Origin of the sequence: Lepagella muris, assembly GCF_004793975.1 — a bacterium.
Taxonomy (GTDB): Bacteria; Bacteroidota; Bacteroidia; order Bacteroidales; family Muribaculaceae; genus Lepagella; species Lepagella muris.
Window position 1 is genome coordinate 155374 of sequence record NZ_SRYB01000001.1, and the last position, 18664, is coordinate 174037.

The 18664-nt window shown below is 43.0% G+C and carries 29 protein-coding genes and 1 tRNA gene; 4 read left to right on the forward strand and 26 right to left on the reverse strand.

What is annotated here, in order from left to right; genetic code table 11:
• Positions 1-39: 39 nt before the first annotated feature.
• The 7 genes from E5331_RS00915 to E5331_RS00940 all read right to left on the reverse strand — a co-directional run bounded on the left by E5331_RS00915 (position 40) and on the right by E5331_RS00940 (position 2021).
• Positions 40-411: a hypothetical protein gene (locus E5331_RS00915; protein ID WP_135985050.1), complete on the reverse strand. Its 372-nt coding sequence runs from the start codon at positions 409-411 to the stop codon at positions 40-42.
• 31 nt (positions 412-442) lie between these two features.
• Positions 443-514: transfer RNA gene (locus E5331_RS00920), tRNA-Val, on the reverse strand.
• A 93-nt stretch (positions 515-607) separates the two neighbouring features.
• A complete protein-coding gene (locus E5331_RS20570; protein WP_275441020.1) occupies positions 608-736 on the reverse strand; it encodes a hypothetical protein in 129 nt (42 codons plus the stop codon).
• A gap of 41 nt (positions 737-777) precedes the next feature.
• Positions 778-1008, reverse strand: coding sequence for a hypothetical protein (locus E5331_RS00925; protein ID WP_135985052.1), 231 nt, complete (start codon positions 1006-1008; stop codon positions 778-780).
• Positions 1009-1024: 16 nt separating this feature from the next.
• Complete coding sequence (locus E5331_RS00930; RefSeq protein ID WP_135985054.1) at positions 1025-1438, reverse strand: hypothetical protein; 414 nt, start codon at positions 1436-1438, stop codon at positions 1025-1027.
• A 3-nt stretch (positions 1439-1441) separates the two neighbouring features.
• Positions 1442-1621 (reverse strand): hypothetical protein, encoded by a 180-nt coding sequence (locus tag E5331_RS00935; protein ID WP_135985056.1) that lies wholly within the window; start codon positions 1619-1621, stop codon positions 1442-1444.
• Between the two features lie 64 nt (positions 1622-1685).
• Positions 1686-2021 carry a DUF2958 domain-containing protein gene (locus tag E5331_RS00940; protein WP_135985058.1) on the reverse strand — a complete coding sequence of 112 codons (336 nt, stop codon included), beginning with the start codon at positions 2019-2021 and terminating at the stop codon, positions 1686-1688.
• Positions 2022-2201: 180 nt separating this feature from the next.
• On the opposite strand from E5331_RS00940, the gene E5331_RS00945 reads away from it, so the two are divergent.
• A complete protein-coding gene (locus E5331_RS00945; RefSeq protein WP_135985060.1) occupies positions 2202-2504 on the forward strand; it encodes a helix-turn-helix domain-containing protein in 303 nt (100 codons plus the stop codon).
• Positions 2488-2784 carry a hypothetical protein gene (locus E5331_RS00950; RefSeq protein ID WP_135985062.1) on the forward strand — a complete coding sequence of 99 codons (297 nt, stop codon included), beginning with the start codon at positions 2488-2490 and terminating at the stop codon, positions 2782-2784. The genes E5331_RS00945 and E5331_RS00950 overlap by 17 nt, the downstream gene beginning before the upstream one ends.
• Here E5331_RS00950 and E5331_RS00955 read toward each other — a convergent pair.
• On the reverse strand, positions 2781-3233 hold the full coding sequence (locus tag E5331_RS00955) for a hypothetical protein (protein ID WP_135985064.1): 453 nt from the start codon (positions 3231-3233) through the stop codon (positions 2781-2783). The two genes, E5331_RS00950 and E5331_RS00955, sit on opposite strands and share 4 nt — an antisense overlap.
• Positions 3234-3405: 172 nt before the next feature.
• On the opposite strand from E5331_RS00955, the gene E5331_RS00960 reads away from it, so the two are divergent.
• The gene (locus E5331_RS00960) at positions 3406-9597 is read left to right on the forward strand and encodes a tape measure protein (RefSeq protein ID WP_135985066.1); all 6192 of its coding nucleotides are present in this window, start codon (positions 3406-3408) and stop codon (positions 9595-9597) included.
• A 2-nt stretch (positions 9598-9599) separates the two neighbouring features.
• Complete coding sequence (locus E5331_RS00965; protein WP_135985068.1) at positions 9600-10031, forward strand: hypothetical protein; 432 nt, start codon at positions 9600-9602, stop codon at positions 10029-10031.
• 55 nt (positions 10032-10086) lie between these two features.
• Here the strand turns inward: E5331_RS00965 and E5331_RS00970 are convergent, their stop codons facing one another.
• The 18 genes from E5331_RS00970 to E5331_RS01055 all read right to left on the reverse strand — a co-directional run bounded on the left by E5331_RS00970 (position 10087) and on the right by E5331_RS01055 (position 18509).
• Positions 10087-10512, reverse strand: coding sequence for a hypothetical protein (locus E5331_RS00970; RefSeq protein ID WP_135985070.1), 426 nt, complete (start codon positions 10510-10512; stop codon positions 10087-10089).
• A gap of 191 nt (positions 10513-10703) precedes the next feature.
• Positions 10704-11045, reverse strand: a complete 342-nt coding sequence (locus E5331_RS00975; RefSeq protein ID WP_275441021.1) for a nucleotide modification associated domain-containing protein — start codon at positions 11043-11045, stop codon at positions 10704-10706.
• Positions 11032-11454, reverse strand: coding sequence for a hypothetical protein (locus E5331_RS00980; RefSeq protein WP_135985072.1), 423 nt, complete (start codon positions 11452-11454; stop codon positions 11032-11034). Before E5331_RS00980 ends, E5331_RS00975 begins: the two co-directional genes overlap by 14 nt.
• Positions 11455-11457: 3 nt before the next feature.
• A complete protein-coding gene (locus tag E5331_RS00985; protein WP_135985074.1) occupies positions 11458-12102 on the reverse strand; it encodes an FAD-dependent thymidylate synthase in 645 nt (214 codons plus the stop codon).
• On the reverse strand, positions 12092-12595 hold the full coding sequence (locus E5331_RS00990) for a hypothetical protein (protein WP_135985076.1): 504 nt from the start codon (positions 12593-12595) through the stop codon (positions 12092-12094). The genes E5331_RS00985 and E5331_RS00990 overlap by 11 nt, the downstream gene beginning before the upstream one ends.
• Positions 12596-12600: 5 nt before the next feature.
• The gene (locus tag E5331_RS00995) at positions 12601-12927 is read right to left on the reverse strand and encodes a nucleoside triphosphate pyrophosphohydrolase family protein (RefSeq protein ID WP_135985078.1); all 327 of its coding nucleotides are present in this window, start codon (positions 12925-12927) and stop codon (positions 12601-12603) included.
• Between the two features lie 243 nt (positions 12928-13170).
• Positions 13171-13644 (reverse strand): hypothetical protein, encoded by a 474-nt coding sequence (locus E5331_RS01000; RefSeq protein WP_135985080.1) that lies wholly within the window; start codon positions 13642-13644, stop codon positions 13171-13173.
• Entirely contained in the window at positions 13625-14047 is a 423-nt protein-coding gene (locus E5331_RS01005) for a hypothetical protein (protein WP_135985082.1), read from the reverse strand. The genes E5331_RS01000 and E5331_RS01005 overlap by 20 nt, the downstream gene beginning before the upstream one ends.
• A gap of 11 nt (positions 14048-14058) precedes the next feature.
• Positions 14059-14280, reverse strand: coding sequence for a hypothetical protein (locus E5331_RS01010; RefSeq protein ID WP_135985083.1), 222 nt, complete (start codon positions 14278-14280; stop codon positions 14059-14061).
• On the reverse strand, positions 14280-14552 hold the full coding sequence (locus E5331_RS01015) for a hypothetical protein (RefSeq protein ID WP_135985085.1): 273 nt from the start codon (positions 14550-14552) through the stop codon (positions 14280-14282). Before E5331_RS01015 ends, E5331_RS01010 begins: the two co-directional genes overlap by 1 nt.
• Position 14553: 1 nt before the next feature.
• Entirely contained in the window at positions 14554-15288 is a 735-nt protein-coding gene (locus tag E5331_RS01020; protein WP_135985087.1) for a DUF4406 domain-containing protein, read from the reverse strand.
• Between the two features lie 128 nt (positions 15289-15416).
• Positions 15417-16001, reverse strand: coding sequence for a hypothetical protein (locus tag E5331_RS01025; protein ID WP_135985089.1), 585 nt, complete (start codon positions 15999-16001; stop codon positions 15417-15419).
• Between the two features lie 15 nt (positions 16002-16016).
• Positions 16017-16601, reverse strand: coding sequence for a hypothetical protein (locus E5331_RS01030; protein ID WP_135985091.1), 585 nt, complete (start codon positions 16599-16601; stop codon positions 16017-16019).
• 1 nt (position 16602) lies between these two features.
• A complete protein-coding gene (locus E5331_RS01035; protein ID WP_135985093.1) occupies positions 16603-16821 on the reverse strand; it encodes a hypothetical protein in 219 nt (72 codons plus the stop codon).
• On the reverse strand, positions 16818-17249 hold the full coding sequence (locus E5331_RS01040; protein ID WP_135985095.1) for a hypothetical protein: 432 nt from the start codon (positions 17247-17249) through the stop codon (positions 16818-16820). Before E5331_RS01040 ends, E5331_RS01035 begins: the two co-directional genes overlap by 4 nt.
• Positions 17250-17459: 210 nt before the next feature.
• Positions 17460-17867 (reverse strand): hypothetical protein, encoded by a 408-nt coding sequence (locus tag E5331_RS01045; protein WP_135985097.1) that lies wholly within the window; start codon positions 17865-17867, stop codon positions 17460-17462.
• A gap of 5 nt (positions 17868-17872) precedes the next feature.
• Positions 17873-18322, reverse strand: a complete 450-nt coding sequence (locus tag E5331_RS01050) for an adenylyltransferase/cytidyltransferase family protein (RefSeq protein ID WP_168355101.1) — start codon at positions 18320-18322, stop codon at positions 17873-17875.
• 1 nt (position 18323) lies between these two features.
• Complete coding sequence (locus E5331_RS01055) at positions 18324-18509, reverse strand: hypothetical protein (RefSeq protein WP_135985100.1); 186 nt, start codon at positions 18507-18509, stop codon at positions 18324-18326.
• Between the last annotated feature and the right edge of the window lie 155 nt (positions 18510-18664).

Below are 18664 nucleotides of genomic sequence, written 5' to 3' on the forward strand. Positions count from 1 at the left end.
TCTTCTCTGAACTCAGCGATTGTTTTAAAGGGTGGATAATTATTCGGATACGTTTTCGGTGGCGATGATGTCACCCAGTGTGTACCACACCTGACAAACATAATACTCGTTGCCGTTTTCCTCAAAGGTCAGGTCATTGCCATTCTCGTCAGTCAGAACGACAAACTCAGATGACTTGACTTCTATGGTCAGACGTGGAGCATCCTTTTTGCGACCGCAGACGAATTGAAGCGCATCGTAATGAACCGGTGTGACGATTGTAACGTCTTCACCGTTATTATCCGTTTTGTCTTCTTCAATTACATACTTCTTTGCGTTGTTGGGATAGACGTAGCGTTTCTCAACCGTCTCTTCGCCTTTCAGAATAGCCTGAAAGTGCTTTTTGTTGGTGTGTAGGGTTAACTGTTCCATCGTTTTTAGTAGTGAAAGTTTATTTGATTAGTGGCGGGTGTCAGACTCGAACTGACGACCTCCAGCAAGTTAAACTGGCGAGCTACCAACTGCTCCAACCCGCGATGTTTCATAACGCTAAATTAAGCATAATCTGGCACTATAAAACATTTCGGTGTCTATCTCTTACGACCTATCACACAAAGTCGTAAATGGGTCATTTACCGCCATCAGTCCAGACTCTAAGGGTTTTCAGACCAATGCCCTTGCATTTGATTCCCTGCTTCATAAACTCAAGGGCTGCGGCAAATGCCTCTTCAAAACTATTGTATTCAATGGTCTTCATGTCAAAAAGATTTTTCAAGTTCCGTATTGTCGATTATTTCTTCATTTCGCGGCATAGACGCTCATGGGCACCGGGGTATTCTCCTCGTCAAAATCCGCCTTGTTATATTCCGGTGTTGTCGAAAGGTACTGCCATGCCTTATTGCCGTATCGGTTGCATATATCGCAAGCCCGGTTCAAGCGTTCTGCCTGACCGGGTGCATTTGGATTGCTGAAATATCCGCGTATGCGCTCAATATGCGCCCAAAGCTGATTCAATGTCTTTGTCTTCATATCTTTTTTATTATGGTTATTCTTCATAATCATCATCCTCCCAGATGATAAATTTATCCTCAGATGTTTCCGACGGGGTGTAGATGAATTGGTTAGTCCAGAATGTATCATGCCAATTTGTAGCACTGTCCATCCCATTGTCGCCAAAGGAGTTTTCCAACTTGAAATCAAGACCCTTTAGCCATTTTGAAAATGCGCCTGACAAATCCGGTGTCGGGCCATCAGCATAAGAAGACGTGCAATGTGTGACTGAGAATCCTTTCGCGTATCCTACGACAAGACCCACGCGATTGTGAATGGCTATCGTTTCTTCCGCTATTTGGCCATCGTGACCTATCTTCTCAGCAATATAGTTTACCATCGTCATTATATCGTCAGGAATATGGGTTTCATTCTCCCACTGCCTGAATTTCTCATCGTTGAATTTCATATCTTATGATTTTTGTGAGATTCTTTTGATATATTGTTTCTGCGCTTCTACAATGGCAGCCCTGATTCTGCTTTCTGATGCTCCTGCATCTTCACCCTGACCTCCTACACGGTCTGCGATTTCATCAAGTTTTGCATACTGCTCAGGTGTCAGGTTGTCAGGGATATGATTATATCTTTTCATAACTATTGTCATTATTTGAAAGGCGAGCCGTATCATTCAGCGACCGGCTCGCCTTATGTGGGATTTAACAAGCAACTTTGTTTTTATTCAAGACTTTTGCAAGTGTGGTCTTACCACAATCAAAGTACATATCGCGTTCAACACGCAAGCCATAGCGACCGCGCAAGGATTGAAGTTCTGAAAGGGTGAAATACCCAAACTCGCCCTCTAAGCCATCAACATAGCCAAAGAACTCATAATCGCCATTGGCAAGTTTACAGGCTTCTGTCACATACCATGTGAAGTTGCTCCACGGCATAAAGAATTTGGCGATGACCACTGCATCATACATCTTGCCATCCTGCGAATATGTAGGATATTTGGCGAAAAGTTTCTCAAGTGCTTTAGTTACAAGTTTCATACTTTCTACTATTATTGTGTTATTGATTACGAGTGCAAAGTTAAACCAAATAGTTTAATTATACAAATAAAAACACAACTATTTTGTTTGAATTAATATTATTTAACATAGTAAATGATTTAATTTTGTTCCTAAATTACTAACTTTGTAAAATCATTTAGTATAAGCCAAAATTAGGAAATGGAGAACAGAATCAAGGAGCATATCAAGGCAGCCGGTGTAATGCAGAAGGAACTTGCAGAGAAATTGGATATGACTACCGTAGGTCTTAATAAGATAGCCAATACTCCAATGCTAAAAATTGAAACTTTTCAGAAAGTGGCAGATGCGCTCGGTATTCCGGTGTGGAAACTGTTGTTGAGCGATGAAGAGCTTGAGCAGATACGTTCCGAAGCAACCGCCAATCGACCGACAGATGAGTTCCGCTGTCCTAAGTGCGGAGCATTGCTTAAAGTCATTCCTACTGATGAAGAAAAACTTTGAAAAGGCACTAATAAATTATGGCAGTCAGATTATGACCGCCATTTTTCAATATGCACTGAAAACGGAAAGATACGAGGATTGTGCCATCATCAAGGCACTATTTGAAAAGTATCATCTTGACCTGAATCAGACGATGGAAGAGTATCAGGCGTGTTTCTGGGAGATGGGTCTGTCCGGCAGGACTGCCATAACGAAAATCAACGACTTTCTTGCGGAGGCACTTGTAATGGTAGGATACCCGGCTGATGCCACAAGGATTGATGATTGTGTTCCGCTTTAATCAAAGACAAAAGATTCATCCGGCAGAGCTTCAAAGACCTCGTTTAAAATCAAATCCACATCCCTGCGGAAATCGGCATAAGCGTTGTATTCGATTATCAGGCTCGCACTATTGTCGGAAATCGGTGTGCTTGTAGTCAGACCGAACAATTCAGATATAATCTTTCTTAATCCCATCCTCATCCTGTCACCGGCAAGGGCTTTTGGGGAATACAGATACAGCACAACCATAATAAATTTCTTACGGTTGCGCACAAGCATTGCGTCCTGTGGGCATCCCCTACGGGCATACACACGTTTATAGGCTTCATGGATTGTAGGCAATAGAGCAAGGTCAGTAAGAATCGGCTCACCCAATTCTTCAAAAATCTGGGAAAGTTCAAGAACCTTATTGCGCATAGTCTTCAATGCGGCAATCTTCCCCATGTTGATTTTGGCTTCTTCGTTCATTTTGGCAGTAGGGTTAAAGGTTAAAAACGCACCCTTTCTGCACAATTCTTCTCTTTTCGGTTACAAAGTTACGATTTTTTTCTGATAGTTCCTTATGCGTGCGCGAAAAATAATGTGTTTCGCGCCTTTGAGCGGTAAATTGGCTGATTGAATTTAACAAATTCCAGCCGATATGCCGCTTTTATCATTTGAAGTATATTCCAATTACGAGGAAGTCGCAAGACTTCGCTCTGAGATTACGATGCTTGAGAACCGTCTGAGGTCTTTTGGCCCCGGCACTTCCGTTTCAACCATTCGCGCCGTAGAAGCACAGCTCCAGTCTGCAAGGGCAAAATTCAGGGGTCTTGCTTTGGATGCGGCACAAGCCGGGGCTTCCCTTGAACTGAATATCCGCAAGGGGGCTAACGGAGCAATCGCAGCCATCAATGACTTACAGCAGAAATTAACCGACCCCATTCAGGGATTGACGCAGATAGCCGGTGTAGCCGGTCTTGGTATGTTCCTGAATAACGTGACAAAGATTCGCGGTCAGTTTCAGTTGATGGAAACAAACATCAACACACTTCTCGGTGGTGCTGAAAAGGGTCAGGCTATGATGGCTGAACTTACCGAATATGCGAAAGTATCGCCACTTGACTTTCAAGGAACTGTCGGAGCCGCCCAGATGATGCTTGGATTCGGCATCGACCAGCAGAAGATTCTGCCCTTTATGAAAGCCCTCGGTGACGTGTCTATGGGTGACGCGCAGCGATTCCAATCCCTGACTCTTGCTTTCTCTCAGATGTCGGCCGCAGGTAAACTGATGGGTCAGGACTTGATGCAGATGGTCAATGCAGGATTCCAGCCACTTGACCAGTTGGCTAAGGATACCGGCAAATCAATCGGTCAGCTCAAGGATGAGATGTCGCAGGGTAAGATTTCGGCTGAAATGGTTCAACAGGCGTTCATCAATGCGACTTCCGAGGGCGGCAAGTTCTACAATATGTCACAAGCCGCCACTGCCACCATCACCGGTCAGATGTCGATGCTCGGCGATGCGACCGACCTTATGTTCAATGGCCTTGGAAAGAAGTCAGAGGACGCAATCATCAAGGTCATAGAGGGTGCTACTTGGATGGTAGAGAACTATGAAAAGGTTGGAGGTGTGTTGGGAACTGCCATTGCCACTTTCGGTATCTATAAGGCATCCGCTATGGCGAGTGAATTTGCAATAAAGGTTGCATCCGAAGAAAGAAGCAAGGCTGTTGTGCAAGGCTTTGAGGAAGAAATCGCCAAGATGGAGGAGTATCAGCGTCAACGCGCACTTCTGGCATTTGATGAAGATGTCAGAAGCGCACTTGAAACCGGGTCTATATCTTCCGAAATGGCTGAGAAGATTCAGGCATTGCGTGAGGAAGTGGGTATGCGGAAAGAAGCGGCACAGGCAGCCGTGGATGCTGCAAGGACAGAACAGGCTGCAATCAATGATGCTCTCAAGGCTGCCAATGAAAAGGTTGACAAGGCTCAGGAAATGGTGGATGTGGCTAACCAAATCGGAACTGCGGAAGAGCAAGCCGCAGCTGCCAATGAATTGCTTACAGCTCAAATGGAGCGTGAAGCCCTTACTACCCAGCTTGCCAATTCCCAGACCCGCGTTCATGAGGCTGAGATGGCATTGGATGCCGCAGCCACCCAGTCTAACACCATATCCCAGATTCAGCAGACCAACGCCACAAATGCAAACACCGCTGCCCAGAACACCAATACTGTTGCAACCGGCAGAGGGCGCATCGCTACGGCTTTATCCACGGCAGGAAACAAGATTGCGACCGTGGCCCAGTATGCCTATACGACCGCGATTAACACCTGTACGAAAGCATGGCAATCCCTGAAAGTTGCCTTTGCAACAAATTCCATAGGCTTAATCATCACTGCCCTGACTACTGTCATCGGGCTGTTTATGACATTCAAGAATGAAACGGAAGAGGCTACATCGGAAATGGAGCGTTTCGGTGAAGCCGCCACCAAGACAAAAAGCAATGTCAACACATTGTATTCTGTTCTTGATTCCGTAAACAAGGAAAGCAAGGTTTATAAGGATTCTCTTGAAGAGTTGACCAAGATTGCTAAAGATTACGGCATCCAGATAGATTCTGAAAAGGACACTCTTGACCAACTTAATGAGAAACGCGCACAACTTATCGCCCTGATAGAAAAAGAGGGTGAAGCCCGGCAGATAGCAAACCGCATCGCATCGTATGAGGAAGACAAGAAGAAGAATAGTGATGATTTCGTCAAGAATATGGCTGAAAGCATCGCTGATGAAAGCAAAAAGGATGCAAAGGACAATGCAGACCGTTTCGCCAGAATCATAGCTGATACCGTCGATAGGAAGAAAGCCGAATTGCTACCACTTATCAACGAGCTTGAGCAGCTTCAAAGGGAATATGCAACCGAATCGTCAAAAGGCGAATATGCCGATGCCTCCCGGATGGCTGAACTGCATAAGCGCATTGCATCCTTGCAGAACAATATCGCCAAGACTGCCAATGAGGAAGCGAAAAACTATGCAAAGGCAATGGGCATGGCAGAAGATTATATCCTTGACATTAAGGATACATCAAAGTTGGTTGGGGAACTGACCAAGCAGATTACTACTGCCGACAACTTCATAAAGCAGACTCAGGCTAATGCTAAGGCTGTCAATGATGAACTTGAACGTACAAAGGATGCCGCGCCACCGGTTGACTATTCCACATTTGATTCCAAGAAACTGACCGAGGAGTTGACAAAGGTTTCAAATGCCGTGGATGATATAAACAAGACCCCGGTTAAGCCACTTTCTGACCCCATCAACATTCACTCCCTGATAGAAACGGCGCAGAAAGCGGAAGAAAAGATTAGTGATGTCGATAATTCGTCAGCATCTCCAAAGACTGATAATTCCGCACTTGATGAAACCGCTCAGAAAGGAGAAAAGGCTGAGGATAAAATTAAGGACATAGACAATACTACTGCCACACCTTATATCGACACGAAGTATCTTGATATAGCCCTTTCCAAACTTGACAATATAAAGATTTCATTGAAAGAAGTTGGTGGTCAGGTTCTGAATACGTCCGGGGCTGAAAGAGAACAGCTCCAGTCACTGATGTCTAAGTATGGCAAGAATGGGAAACTTGACACAAAGCAGATGTCAAAGGAGGATGTGGCTCTATACAATCAGATAGTCCGCAATGCGCGTCTGCGTAGTAACTTCTCATTTGAGGGCAATAAGTATAAACTTAATTCCGAACAGTCTGCAATACTCCAGCAGTTCATAGACCGATATGGCACATCCTTGAATGAATCAAAGATGTCTGATGTTGACAAACGTCTATATCAGCAGTTGAAGAATGACCTCCGGGTTGGTGCTTACAACGCCAATAAAAACAATCAGACCGGGGCGATGAAAGCCATTAAGGATGCTCTTGAAAACCAGATAAAGACTGCCAAGACAACCGAGGAATTTGCCAATATCCGCAAGTCCATCAATGCACAGATGCAAAAGGTTGACCAGAGCAGTGAACTTTACAAGTATTACGAAAAGCAGTTGAAAGCCCTTGATAAGAGGGATAAAACCAAAAAAGATAAGAACAGCGGCAAGGATGACCCCAAGCAAAGAGCCTATGAACTTCGCAAGGCACGGCTTGAGGAAGAGAAGCGTACCAATGAATTGTTACAGGCTGAAAAGAATCGTCAGCGTGAACTTGAGATTGCGCAGATGGAGGATAATTCCGAAAAGGAAATCGCCACTATCAAATTCACATCCGAAAAGAAGCGTCAGGCTCTTGAGGCAGAACTGAAAAAGGAAGCATCTATCCTTGAGAAAAATGCCATGCAAGATTGGATGAAAGGCGGCAAGAACCGAAAGGAGTATCAGTATTATGAACAGTTCACGGATAAGCAGCTTGCAGAGATGCGTAAGCAGTATCAGGAACAGGCCCGTAGCAATATCGGCTATGATACCCAGCTTTCTCTTATCGCCAACAATGAGGCTTCTGAATTGCAGAAAGTACATCAGACCGACATGACGGCTATGCGCGACTATCTAAAGGAATACGGAACATTCCAGCAGAAGAAACTTGCAATAGCCGAAGAATACGCTGAGAAGATTCGTAAGGCGCAGAATAAGGGTGAGGAATTGACTCTTATGGCTCAGCGCGATACGGAACTTCGCGCCCTTGAATCAAAGGCTATGACCAGTCAGATTGATTGGTATTCAGTCTTTGATAATGTCGGTGTAATAATGCGAGGTCAGCTTGAACCCTTATACAAGCAGTTGCAGGAATACGTCAAATCCGATGCTTTCAGAAAATCTGGGGCTGACAATCAGCAGACGGTCATCAATGCGATGGATAAGATTCGTTCCCAGCTTGGTACTACGGATTCGTGGAAAGACCTTTCATCCGCCCTTGCTGACTATCAGAACGCACTGAATGAATTGCGTGTCGCCACTGAAAACGATACACGGGTAAGCGCGGAACTTGCCAAGTTGACCGAAGCCAAGAATACGGCTGATGCCAATCTTGAAAGAGCCAGAACCAATGCTGATACTACACCGGAACAGATGAAGGAATACATTGAGGCGGTCGAAGCCGCGCAGTTGGCTCTTGAGAACTATTCTTCAACTGTTGTGGCAAACAATCAGGCTATGCAGGAAGCGCAGAATCAGGTTCAAAGCAGTGGCACGTTATTATCTATGACCGCAAAGAACGTGATGCAGCCGGTAAGCGAGATATACACATTCCTAAGCGGTGCCGGACTTTCGCAGTTGGCTGAACTGTGGGGCGCATTTGATGAACTGAAAGGAGGCATTGATGGTCTGAAAGCTCTTAAAGATATTGGGAAAGATACGAAAGAACTGAATGATGGCATGGCAGAAGCCGGGGCAGCCTTAGCAAAGGAATTGCCGGCTGAACTTACCGAGGGTCTAAGCAAAGCGGGTCTAATTGGTCAGATTATATCCGCAGTCCTGAAAATCCTTGACATTCTCAAGGATGGCGTGGGTACGCTTATTTCTTCCATTCTTGATTCTATCTTTGGGGCCATAAGTGGAATCATCGACAATATCTTATCCGGTGAAATCTTCAAGCAGATTGGTGAAAGCCTCTACAAAGGTATCCTCGGAATATTCAAATCCATCTTCACTATGGGCGGTCTTTTTGATTGGATTGGCAATGGTGAAAGCGATAAGAATCTTGAAAAGGATATTGAACGCCTGACCGCGACTAACGATGCACTCCGCAAGGCAGTAGATAATCTTGCCACTGAAATGAAAGAAGCGGCTACGGCTGATATGGGCGAATTGTATAAGCAACAGAAAGCCGACATCGAGCAGTCAATGAAGAATACTCAGGAAATGATGTCACGCGCCGGGGCTGCCTATTCAAACGGATTCTTGGGTATCGGTGGAAGTAAGTCATCCAATCATAAAATCAATAAGGGAATGAGCGGTTCTGACTGGTCGCGTATTTCTCAGATTGTCGGTAAGACCATATCAAGTGCCGGTGAGTTCTGGAATCTCACTTCGGAACAGATGGCTAAGATTGCACAGAGCGCACCTGACCTCTATGCCAAAATCAAAGGTCTTGCCGATGACGGCTACAAGGATGCTTCGCAGTTCATAGATGAGTACATCGAATACTATAAGGAACTGGAAGAGCTTGAAAATTCTTTCAGGGAGTCGCTGACCGATGTGTCGTTTGATAGCGTCAAGGATGACTTCAAATCCCTATTGCTTGATATGGAGTCCGATTCTAAGGATTTCGCAAGCAACTGGGAAAAGATGATGCAGCAGGCCGTCATCAATAGCCTTATGAACTCCAAATATAATCAGATGCTGAAAGATTGGTATAACGGATTTTCCGATGCCATGAACGATGACAATGGTCTGACCGAGGCAGAGCAAGCCAAACTGAAACAGGAATGGGATAGCATCGTCAACAGTGCCATTGCTGACCGCGATAGTCTTAAAAAAGCTATGGGCTGGGATACCGGCAGCGGATACTCGCAGGAAGCATCGAAATATGGAGTTAACACATTGTCGGAAGATACGGGGCTTGCAATAGTTGGCAGGATGACCGCTATGCAGGAAGCCGTCGAATCCATAAAGGCATCTGAATCCGTATCCGTGCTGACCCTTGCAGACCTTACTGATGAACTTATCCAGATAGCAATGGAATACAGCCGTTTCAACGTGCATCAGGATAACATTGAGCGTCAGCTTGCCAGAATCTACATTGAATTGCAGACCATCAGTGAAAACACCGGGGCAATCGTGAAGCCGATTATGTCGATGCAAGCGGACGTTGCCGAAATCAAGAAATACGCTAAAAATCTATAATTATGGATAAGATACCGGAACTTAAAATCAATAAATACCCAGTCTATGACTTTTTTGGTGTAAGAATGGGTGATGGCTTTCTGGATGCGCTTACCGAGCCATTAAGCCTTAAAGAGAACATTCAGAATGAATCGCGCCTTGAACATGGGAAGAGGGTCATCGTTGATGAGAATCCTAAATTTGCATCCCGCGAAGTTCTTTTGGATTTCACGATAACCGGCAATTCCCCGGCGGATTTCCTTACAAAGAAGAATGGCTTTCTTGCTTTGATGTATAAGGGCAACATAAAATTAGAGGTGCCGCAGGTCAATACCAATGTCTATAATCTGATATACCGGAGTAAAGGCACTGACTACGGAATGAACGCACAGCGTACATTCTGCCACATGATGCTGAAATTTGAAGAGCCGAATCCGAACAATCGTTCTGAATAGGCTTGTCATTCAGAGATAATAAAAGGGCGGTCGGTTTTATCCAATCGCCCTTTTATCATTCATCAGTACGTTTCTTATGTATGTGTAATCGTTTGACCGATGATTTAGGATTCATCATCATTGCCCTCAGTGTCAGTTGGTACTTGGGAGCATATTTACTGTTTTCCACATCAAGAATAATCAAGCCTTGCCTTATCATTTCAACTACCATTTTCTGAACCATCTCTTTTAACTCTTCATTGAAGACAAATACTTCAGCGGATGTTATGTCAAAATGTTCCAGCGTTTCAGATACATCAGGATGTCCCAGCCTGTTATACATACACTGAATGTTATCAATGTCTTTCCTGCTGACTTCATTTCGTATTGAAATCATCGTATCCTTTTCAGCAAGACCATTCATTACCTGAGTTGCTCTTCTATTTTCTGCTTCTGCGAAGACTTCAAGCAAATTATTTATTTGCCCCGGCTTTTGTTCCATTTTCCTTACATTCGCGTTTGTGTCTTCTATATGCCCATCTGAAAAGATAAATCATAAATAAAAGAAAGACCGTATGATATATCATCAGAAATAATCTACATTCGTATGCAGCCCGGATTGCATCAGCCGACATCTGGATAATGCCGAAGACTATTGCACATAGATAGATTTTGAAACCTTTCAGATTCATACTATCCACGTTTTGCAAGTTCTATCTTTAACATGATGCAATAGTTCGCCATATCAAGGAGGGTATCTTCCATAGATTCACCCTCTACCAATGGATGTGTGCCTTTGATGATGTTCTTGAGACGGTTGAATTTGTGCATTATCACCGAGAAGCCGGCAACCGGGCCAAGTTCCTGCACCGATTCAGAAAAAGAATCGCCATAGTCATGGTTTTTGGCGATAAAGATGTCGGTCATTTTGCTGACAGTATCTTTAAATTCCTGAACATTTGAGGAAGTGCTGCCAACGACAGGCGCAAAGTCATTGCTGAAATCTATGACTTTAGGATTGCTATTGTTTTCCATTATGAAGATTTTTAATTATTGTTTCAAGTGCTTTTATCTTTTCTTTAAGTTCCTTATTCTCTTCGGATAAGTGGCTATTCTCTGCGGTCAACTTATCCACTGCACGTTTATTCTTTGTGGATTCTTTAGACCTTTTGATAAGTTCATAGACGTATGCCCGGTGAGCCTTATCTGCTATCAGTGGCTTCGCACCATTGTAGGCATCTATCAGTTCGTCAATCTCTTCATGCTGACGTTCCGTAAGAGCCTCAAGACGCTTAGTCTTATCCAATAGTTGCTCATTCTGACGTGTCAGATGGGCGATATAGTTGTTGCGTTTCTTATCATGTTTCTTATACTTGTCTATAAGATAACGTAGCCGGGATTCCTCGTCCTGAAACTGAATATAGCGTATTCCGTCATCGTCCATATCTTAATTGATGAAAAGAAGTTTGTATTGGGCGAGTTCCTTCTGAAACATTTCAGTCTTGTTGTAGCCACAACATTTCAGTTCACCGCAGATGCCGCCACGATATACGCATTTCCTCACAAGGTAAGGAGCTAAGTCTGGGTCAACTTCTGCGATTTTTGCTTTGATAAGACCGAAAAGTTCCCTTGTTTCAGGTGATGCCATTGTGCAAAGACGCAATTTCGCCATATCGATAAAGGCTTGCGCATTGGCAATAAGTAGGAGATTCACTTTGGTGTAGCGGTCGGAGTTTTCCGCAAGCCAATCAAGAATACCACAGGCCTCCTCAATCTTACACTGAGCAAGCAGGGTGTTGACTTCTGCGATACGCTCTTTCAGATGTGGATTGCCACCACCCGGACGGTCTATGCGACAAGTCAGCTGATAAGGTTGTGAGCCGACATGGTGACGTATGAAATGGGTGCTTACGAAAAGGGGGATTTGATAACATTCCACCGAGAAGATTTGTGTCCTGATGATGGAGTGTTCCGTTTTGTATGCCCTTTTAAGGGTAATCTTGCTTTCGTGTCCGGATGTGAAACTTGCAGCCAGTTGCACAAGCTCCACACCGGTATGTTTCTTAACTATGATAGTTGGTTTATTTTCCATTGCTTATGATTTTTTCTTTGATTGACCATGTGCGCATCGCGCCCAATCTTGCGAGTTTGAATTGTTCCTCCAACGATAGTTTCTTTGCCGGATTATGACGGGTTGAATTGGATGGCAGATATATAGTGTTAGGCCAACATTCGCCATAACTGTCACCACCATATTCTATCAATCCCCATTTCTTATTAGGGTCAACTTCTTCAAGTTTAGCCTTGCATTTATCTACTATGGATTTAGGTACGGCATAATAGAGCCAAGAAACCTTTGAATCATCGTGAGTATGTTTCTTCCTGAAATCGGCAAGGAAATCTGCCCAGCTTCTTTTTATCTCTATCTCGGTCAGATAGCCGGTCTTATTCATAATCAATAAGTCGGCTTCGTGATTAAGCAGTCCCCATGATACTTTAGGCACAATGACATTTGCACGATAACCGAAGTATTGCGCAAGTGCCACTTCTATCTGAGTGATTGAAAATATGGTATCCGCTGCCATGTCGATTAACGATTATCACCGGCTCCGTGAAGAGTTCCGCGTTTCACACGTCCTTCTATCTTGTCAATGTTCATCTGTGCAATGTCGGATAACCGATAGCCTATGACTTCTGACAGGTTTGCCACATACCACATCACATCGCCCAATTCCAAAGCTAACGCCTTTTTATCGGCATCGGAGAAAATGCCATCCTTATCACGCAATACTTTCTTGACCTTATCAGCAAGTTCCCCGGCTTCACCACTGATAGCAAGGGCGAGATAACTTACAGTGCCATCATTGGGGTATATGGCAGTCGCAAGAGCGGCTTTCTGATAATCGTTGATTTCCATTATTGTAATTGTTTAATATCCTTAGAATTTGCTTCGATTCTTTTATGGACAATCCTTTGCGTTTACCGATGGACTCTTTAAGCAAATCAATGGCTTCTTTAACATTACCAATGAAATATCCATCGCCACCGCATCTTTTACACTTGATTCTTGAAGGAATACCCATTTCGTATGCTACAACATGACCGTACCGGTCAAATTGTGGATTGTCTATATATCCTTTTCCATTACAAGTATCACATATCATGGCTTTACTTCTTTATCAATTCCGAACATACGATAGAAGTGCTGGAGTTCGTGAACATAGCGGAGATAAACAACGTGCAGATATTCATCATCAGTGCGATGAAATTTGGCTATGAAACGGTCTTTGTATTTGTGGATGTCAACCCAATCATTCAAATCCCATTTTTTGATGACTCCCGGCACAGTGTCAATAGTTCCGTATTGGTCATTTACGATGCGCTTGCCATAAATATCCTGTTCTTGCAGCCATTCCTTTGTCAAGGGAATAGGCTCTATATCCTCAAGGTCAACCTCAAACGGGTCGCCTTGCTCCGGGTCAATTTCCAAATATAAGGTATCTTTCAGCATAGATACAATATACATGGCTGGAGAAAGTATCCCGGTCGTTCCACGTTCATAAACCCAATCGCCAATCTGATAATGGTTCTGCAATGTGGGAGCATCGGTAATATTACAATTCTTGACTTCCATCGAACATTGGTCTATAACGGTTCTTAATGACTTGATTCAGGCAGTCTGTCGCATATCCTAATAGATAGCAAAATGTTTCCTGATGGTTCACGCTGACATCTTCACCTATCGCCTGATAAAGCGACAATACAAAGTGTCCTGCTTCATGGGCGCAATCCGCAACCGACATCTGATTATCAAGAATAACAATAAGTATTCCATATTCCTTAGATTGAAGATACTGAATTTCAGGATATGTGACGGCTTTTGCTTCATCCTTTGTGTATTCAGTAATTTCATTGCCATTTATGCCCTTGAATCTTTCTTTTACCCAAGAATAGGGCGCATCCTTGACAATCCACAATCTACGGGGAAATTGCTCATTTGCAAATAGATGTATGGCTGGTTTCTTTTTGGATGCCATAGATATTCAGATTATTTCGGTTCAATATCCTCTTTCAGCATCTCAAGAAGTTCCGTAGCACAAATCTTTGCATACTGAGCATCATCGCTTATAAAGGTCTTGACGGTGTGCCATGAAAGAAGTCCTTGAACTTCCACAATGTATGCCGGATACTTGTATGTGGATGAATCAGTAGTCATCCGATAACCGCCGATGTTTTCAACCCATCTGCGAATTTTATTAAAGATTTTCATCAGTCAAATAAAGAGGGGGTTATGTTTTTTTGTTCCTGTTTCTTCGTCTTTACTTTCTTGGGCAGCGTTGGCTTCTGACCGGATTTAACCGCATTGAGAAAGTCTTCCCATTGAAGCCGATGGTAATATTTATCCCAATCGCCTTTTACCAGTATATCCCTTTCAGGATGGTAGATGTATAATTCTCCCTGAATCGTCGCTCCGCCACTATACCGGGCGACTGAAAAGTATGAGGAGCTTACTTCTGCGATAATAATCGGTATCCGTTCCATATCAGGGGAGCATTTTGACTGTTATCAGTGGTTCTTTTCCCCATTGGTACGCCGGTGAAGCACAGTTGCAGCAAGTAGGTTTCGGTTCTGGTCTAAGTTTCCATAAGAAATGCCTTATAACCTGATGGATGTCGAAGAGAATATCCGATTTGTCATCATAATGGATTCCCATATTAGTTCCGGGGCCTAAATCCCATACCAAAGACTTGACTTCATAGAGCTTCATTCTTGCTGTTTCACGAATCTCATGACGCTTATCAAATGTGGCAGTGGTGTATGTTCTCGCTATTCCGGCTTCAATAACATCCTCTAAGCCGACATCCAACTGACCGCAGATATTCCGAGAATGGCACTCACAGGCGTTAGAAAGAGCCTCAAGCTGATGCTTATTCAATTCTATGCTGAAAAGCCGCTTATCGGCATCCTCCACCATTCTTTCATCCTTGATTTTGAAGATGCGTTTATTGTATATCTGGGCGATTGCCATTTCAGCTCGGCAACCTCTTGATTCGTTCCAATCATAATCAAATAGAATGGCATCACATTCTAAAAGACCGGCGATGTCACGTCCCATCAATTCTGAATAAGGCAATGTGCTGTCAGGGCAGATGTCAAAAGGCGTTACTGGTGTGTACTCCTCCGATTCCACCGAATCCTTGAGGGTGTTGGCTCTTCGCTTAACATCCTCAAGGTCGCGCCCGCTAATCGGGAGGGATATGTAAAGTTTCTTTTTCAACTGATAGTAGTTTTTGGTTTATTTTGACACTGCAAATTTAATCATTTACTTTTATTCTACCAAGAAAAAACCTATATAAATACTGATTTATACTGAATTTTACTGATTAATGAACCTTATATAGTCTTTTATGGGTCAGGATGGGTATATTTTGCAACGATGTCCTTTGCCTCCTGCGTTTCAAGACCACGGATAGACCTCATCTTAATGCGCCTTGCAAAGTCATTGAATTTGGTGCAACAGTTACGAGGACACGGATTGCCACAGCCATCAAAGTTCAGGCGTTTACCACAACCTGCATCGCAGAAAGCATCATAGATACTTTCTTGAGTCTTCATAAGAATGCGTTCCACATCGCGCCTGAAAGCATAATTGGGTTCATATTCTTGTGGGTCTTCTTCTTTTTCCACAATAGGCTCAACGCCATTGATTCTATCAATCCACTTGGCTGCCCATGCCGTTACTTCGGTATAATTAGAAAAGACTTTCTTATCAAGGCTGCTCCATCGTTGCATTGCTTCGCCTCTTATAATTCCGGCATCCGTTTTCCAGATGTTTAATGAGCCGAAACTACCTGCGGCAGTGCAAGCGCAACCTTTTTCAAGAATGGTCTTGATATAGTCCTCGTCCGCTTCCTTAATCAAGTATCCATCTACCTTGCGTTTCTTCAAGCCTTTCAAACCCTCAAGTTCGCAAAATGCTCTTTCTTCCATAGTTTTGTATTGTTGTTAGTCGATTCTTTCAAATTCGTAGCCAAAGACAATGGGATTATTATCCCATGTTCCCTTGCCAGATATTTTATCTATCAGCCACGCATACGCAAATCTTGGATTGAAAAATGTCGGTGATTCAGGCATACACGCAATCTTGCAATATCCATTTTCTGCTTTCCTGATACCCTCTGCTATACATCCGGCTTCGGTAATATCTTGAAGATTCTCTATCCATACATTTTTGAATTGGATATGATGGGGCATAAGGTCAGGTCTTACATACATCTTGTTTTTCCATCCTGCCCCATCAGGGAATTGCAGTCGGTTCTCTTCGCTCTTGCAGATGTCCTGATATTTCTGCGCGATAGCAACGATTTCGCCAACATTAAAAGGCGGGTTTTCCATCTTTTCGGTAAAGAAATAGTGATTGAACAATTCCTTTCCGGTCAGATGGTCAAATGTTGCGTTATAGTATTCTACCTGAAACTTGCTTATGCGTTCAAGCATAGATTTGGGGATTACGCGCCGGGTATGTGTCTTGATTCGGTCTAAAACTGCCTGTTGAAGACCAAACTGCTCACTGAAACATATCTTTTTCATATCAATATCCTTCTGAATGTGTATATCTTAGGGTTATGTGGCTTTTGGGGTAGATTTCTTTGATGTAGTGAAGTGCATCCGTGCCACGATTAAACCTTATATTAGGGCATAGGTCTGATGCTCCTCTATCCCAAAACTTGATTAATCCGAAAAGCAATGAATGACGTTGGTCAATTCGGTAAGTTGTAGGGCTATCCTTTACTATTCTAAATTGTTTCATTCCGTTGGTTTTGATTGTGATACTTCTTGATGTGCAGACTCTATTTCTTTCAATAGCCATTCTTCATTTATCTTTATGTCATCGCTTTCACCGATTGTCATTGTTCCATTTAGCCAATTAAGGTCAACAACCAATTTATCTTTCTCAATATGATAGGCGTTAATGCTGGCATGATGCTTTTTCAGGCAATCTTTCAGGTCACGAAGAAAGGCAATCTTGGGATTATGTTTCTCCACTAATTCAAGCTCCCTAAAATGAAATTCCATCGTTACCGGCAAAAATGGATAGTCAACCATTATGTAGTTGCCAAAAATATTATCCACAACACCTATATCCTCGGTGTCAATTTGCGTAAGCTGATGACCACACGTTATATCACGGCACATCTTCAATCTTACCCGGTCGCCGGATTCAAAGATATTTTCCATGCTTATTTATCCTTTCTTTTTCTTTGTTCTTTTTCCCACTTAACACCTTTTCTGAATCCCTCTATAAAAGCATTTGAACAGACTTTAAACTGAATTTCAGAACAGGGATGTAGCGGACAGTTTTCACATCTATGGCTTCTGCCATCAATTATTCGTGCAGTTTGATTTAAGCTCCGTATGGTTGCCATAATTCTTCCATTATTGATAGACTCAAAACATTCCTTGTAAGGGCAGCCATCTCTTCGCTACCAGCCATGTAATATCTTTCTTTAAAGACCATCCATTAGGCTTCGGCTTATGTGTTGCAAGTTTGCCCTCCGTAGGCTTCAATCCTTTATCGTGAAGCTCACACAATCCGTTTGGTTGACGAAACGTACACCATCCATTATTTTCCAAACGAGGTTGAACCATTTTAATGGGTTTATCGGTCAGACCTACAAGCATCCCGACTCCCCATAGCACAGGTGTAAGGCGGTTGCCATATCCTGCTTCCAACAACTTGTTTATATCTTCGGGAGTGCCTAAGCATGGGGTACGACACAGATTCTTGCATTTTTCACAAGAACATTCTGATGGTCTAATCCCTGACTTCACTGATATTTCTTGAATGTCTGTCATATTACTTATGTATCTTCCTTTCGTATTTTATTGATTAGTTCGGATGTTGAATAGACTTCTTCAATGTCTGGCACAATCACCAATTCAGCCGTTATGTTATTGTTGATTTCAACCTTTTTTCCGTATATAGTATCAGAGTTCTTGAAAACTTTGTTAGCGATAGGATAAAAGTCTTCAATATTCTTGATTTCGTCCATCTGAAACACGGCATCCACACATTTCAGGGCATCGACCATAGCGATACGATGATGTTCAGGTATCATCGGCACTTTGTTCTTATTCCGATTCACAAGGGTATCGCTATCAACGCCCACGATAAGAAAGTCACATTGTGCCTTACACTTTTCAAGATAGCGTAGATGATAAAAGTGGAGCAAATCAAAACATCCGCTTGTAACTCCAACAACCTTTCCGTCAAGGTCAAGTTTATGTATTTCATTTCGTCTGATTATCATATCATTCAGCATTAAAAATCTCAGATTCAATTTCTTTAAATTCTTCGGCTAATTTCGCATCACCATTGGCAAGGTCATTGAAAAGGTCACTCATATCTTCATATCCTCCTACTGGGTCGCCATTAGCACGATTGTGGCAATAGACTTTGTAATGATATGCGATTGTCTCACGTTCCGTTTTATTCATACCTCACCAATTTACATCTGTGTTAGTAAATTCTTTCAGCCTCGATATAAAGTTATGGGCTAAATATTCTGATATAGTGGCAATGATTGCGACTATAATCAAAGGGATTGCGATTAATGCGCCAATAGCAAATATGGATAGCTTAATCCATTTCA

Bases quoted from the DNA above. Each gene is read 5' to 3' on its own strand.
- E5331_RS00990 (WP_135985076.1), bottom strand. From the start codon at position 12,595: ATGGCAGCGGATACCATATTTTCAATCACTCAGATAGAAGTGGCACTT.
- E5331_RS00930 (WP_135985054.1), bottom strand. From the start codon at position 1,438: ATGAAATTCAACGATGAGAAATTCAGGCAGTGGGAGAATGAAACCCAT.
- E5331_RS00970 (WP_135985070.1), bottom strand. From the start codon at position 10,512: ATGGAACAAAAGCCGGGGCAAATAAATAATTTGCTTGAAGTCTTCGCA.
- E5331_RS00925 (WP_135985052.1), bottom strand. From the start codon at position 1,008: ATGAAGACAAAGACATTGAATCAGCTTTGGGCGCATATTGAGCGCATA.
- E5331_RS01000 (WP_135985080.1), bottom strand. From the start codon at position 13,644: ATGGAAGTCAAGAATTGTAATATTACCGATGCTCCCACATTGCAGAAC.
- E5331_RS01050 (WP_168355101.1), bottom strand. From the start codon at position 18,322: ATGATAATCAGACGAAATGAAATACATAAACTTGACCTTGACGGAAAG.
- E5331_RS00980 (WP_135985072.1), bottom strand. From the start codon at position 11,454: ATGGACGATGACGGAATACGCTATATTCAGTTTCAGGACGAGGAATCC.
- E5331_RS01010 (WP_135985083.1), bottom strand. From the start codon at position 14,280: ATGAAAATCTTTAATAAAATTCGCAGATGGGTTGAAAACATCGGCGGT.
- E5331_RS00915 (WP_135985050.1), bottom strand. From the start codon at position 411: ATGGAACAGTTAACCCTACACACCAACAAAAAGCACTTTCAGGCTATT.
- E5331_RS01015 (WP_135985085.1), bottom strand. From the start codon at position 14,552: ATGGAACGGATACCGATTATTATCGCAGAAGTAAGCTCCTCATACTTT.
- E5331_RS00940 (WP_135985058.1), bottom strand. From the start codon at position 2,021: ATGAAACTTGTAACTAAAGCACTTGAGAAACTTTTCGCCAAATATCCT.
- E5331_RS01005 (WP_135985082.1), bottom strand. From the start codon at position 14,047: ATGGCATCCAAAAAGAAACCAGCCATACATCTATTTGCAAATGAGCAA.
- E5331_RS00985 (WP_135985074.1), bottom strand. From the start codon at position 12,102: ATGGAAAATAAACCAACTATCATAGTTAAGAAACATACCGGTGTGGAG.
- E5331_RS00995 (WP_135985078.1), bottom strand. From the start codon at position 12,927: ATGGAAATCAACGATTATCAGAAAGCCGCTCTTGCGACTGCCATATAC.
- E5331_RS01030 (WP_135985091.1), bottom strand. From the start codon at position 16,601: ATGAAAAAGATATGTTTCAGTGAGCAGTTTGGTCTTCAACAGGCAGTT.
- E5331_RS20570 (WP_275441020.1), bottom strand. From the start codon at position 736: ATGAAGACCATTGAATACAATAGTTTTGAAGAGGCATTTGCCGCAGCC.
- E5331_RS01040 (WP_135985095.1), bottom strand. From the start codon at position 17,249: ATGGAAAATATCTTTGAATCCGGCGACCGGGTAAGATTGAAGATGTGC.
- E5331_RS00965 (WP_135985068.1), top strand. From the start codon at position 9,600: ATGGATAAGATACCGGAACTTAAAATCAATAAATACCCAGTCTATGAC.
- E5331_RS01055 (WP_135985100.1), bottom strand. From the start codon at position 18,509: ATGAATAAAACGGAACGTGAGACAATCGCATATCATTACAAAGTCTAT.
- E5331_RS00960 (WP_135985066.1), top strand. From the start codon at position 3,406: ATGCCGCTTTTATCATTTGAAGTATATTCCAATTACGAGGAAGTCGCA.
- E5331_RS00950 (WP_135985062.1), top strand. From the start codon at position 2,488: ATGAAGAAAAACTTTGAAAAGGCACTAATAAATTATGGCAGTCAGATT.
- E5331_RS00945 (WP_135985060.1), top strand. From the start codon at position 2,202: ATGGAGAACAGAATCAAGGAGCATATCAAGGCAGCCGGTGTAATGCAG.
- E5331_RS00935 (WP_135985056.1), bottom strand. From the start codon at position 1,621: ATGAAAAGATATAATCATATCCCTGACAACCTGACACCTGAGCAGTAT.
- E5331_RS00975 (WP_275441021.1), bottom strand. From the start codon at position 11,045: ATGGAAAACAATAGCAATCCTAAAGTCATAGATTTCAGCAATGACTTT.
- E5331_RS01045 (WP_135985097.1), bottom strand. From the start codon at position 17,867: ATGACAGACATTCAAGAAATATCAGTGAAGTCAGGGATTAGACCATCA.
- E5331_RS01035 (WP_135985093.1), bottom strand. From the start codon at position 16,821: ATGAAACAATTTAGAATAGTAAAGGATAGCCCTACAACTTACCGAATT.
- E5331_RS00955 (WP_135985064.1), bottom strand. From the start codon at position 3,233: ATGAACGAAGAAGCCAAAATCAACATGGGGAAGATTGCCGCATTGAAG.
- E5331_RS01025 (WP_135985089.1), bottom strand. From the start codon at position 16,001: ATGGAAGAAAGAGCATTTTGCGAACTTGAGGGTTTGAAAGGCTTGAAG.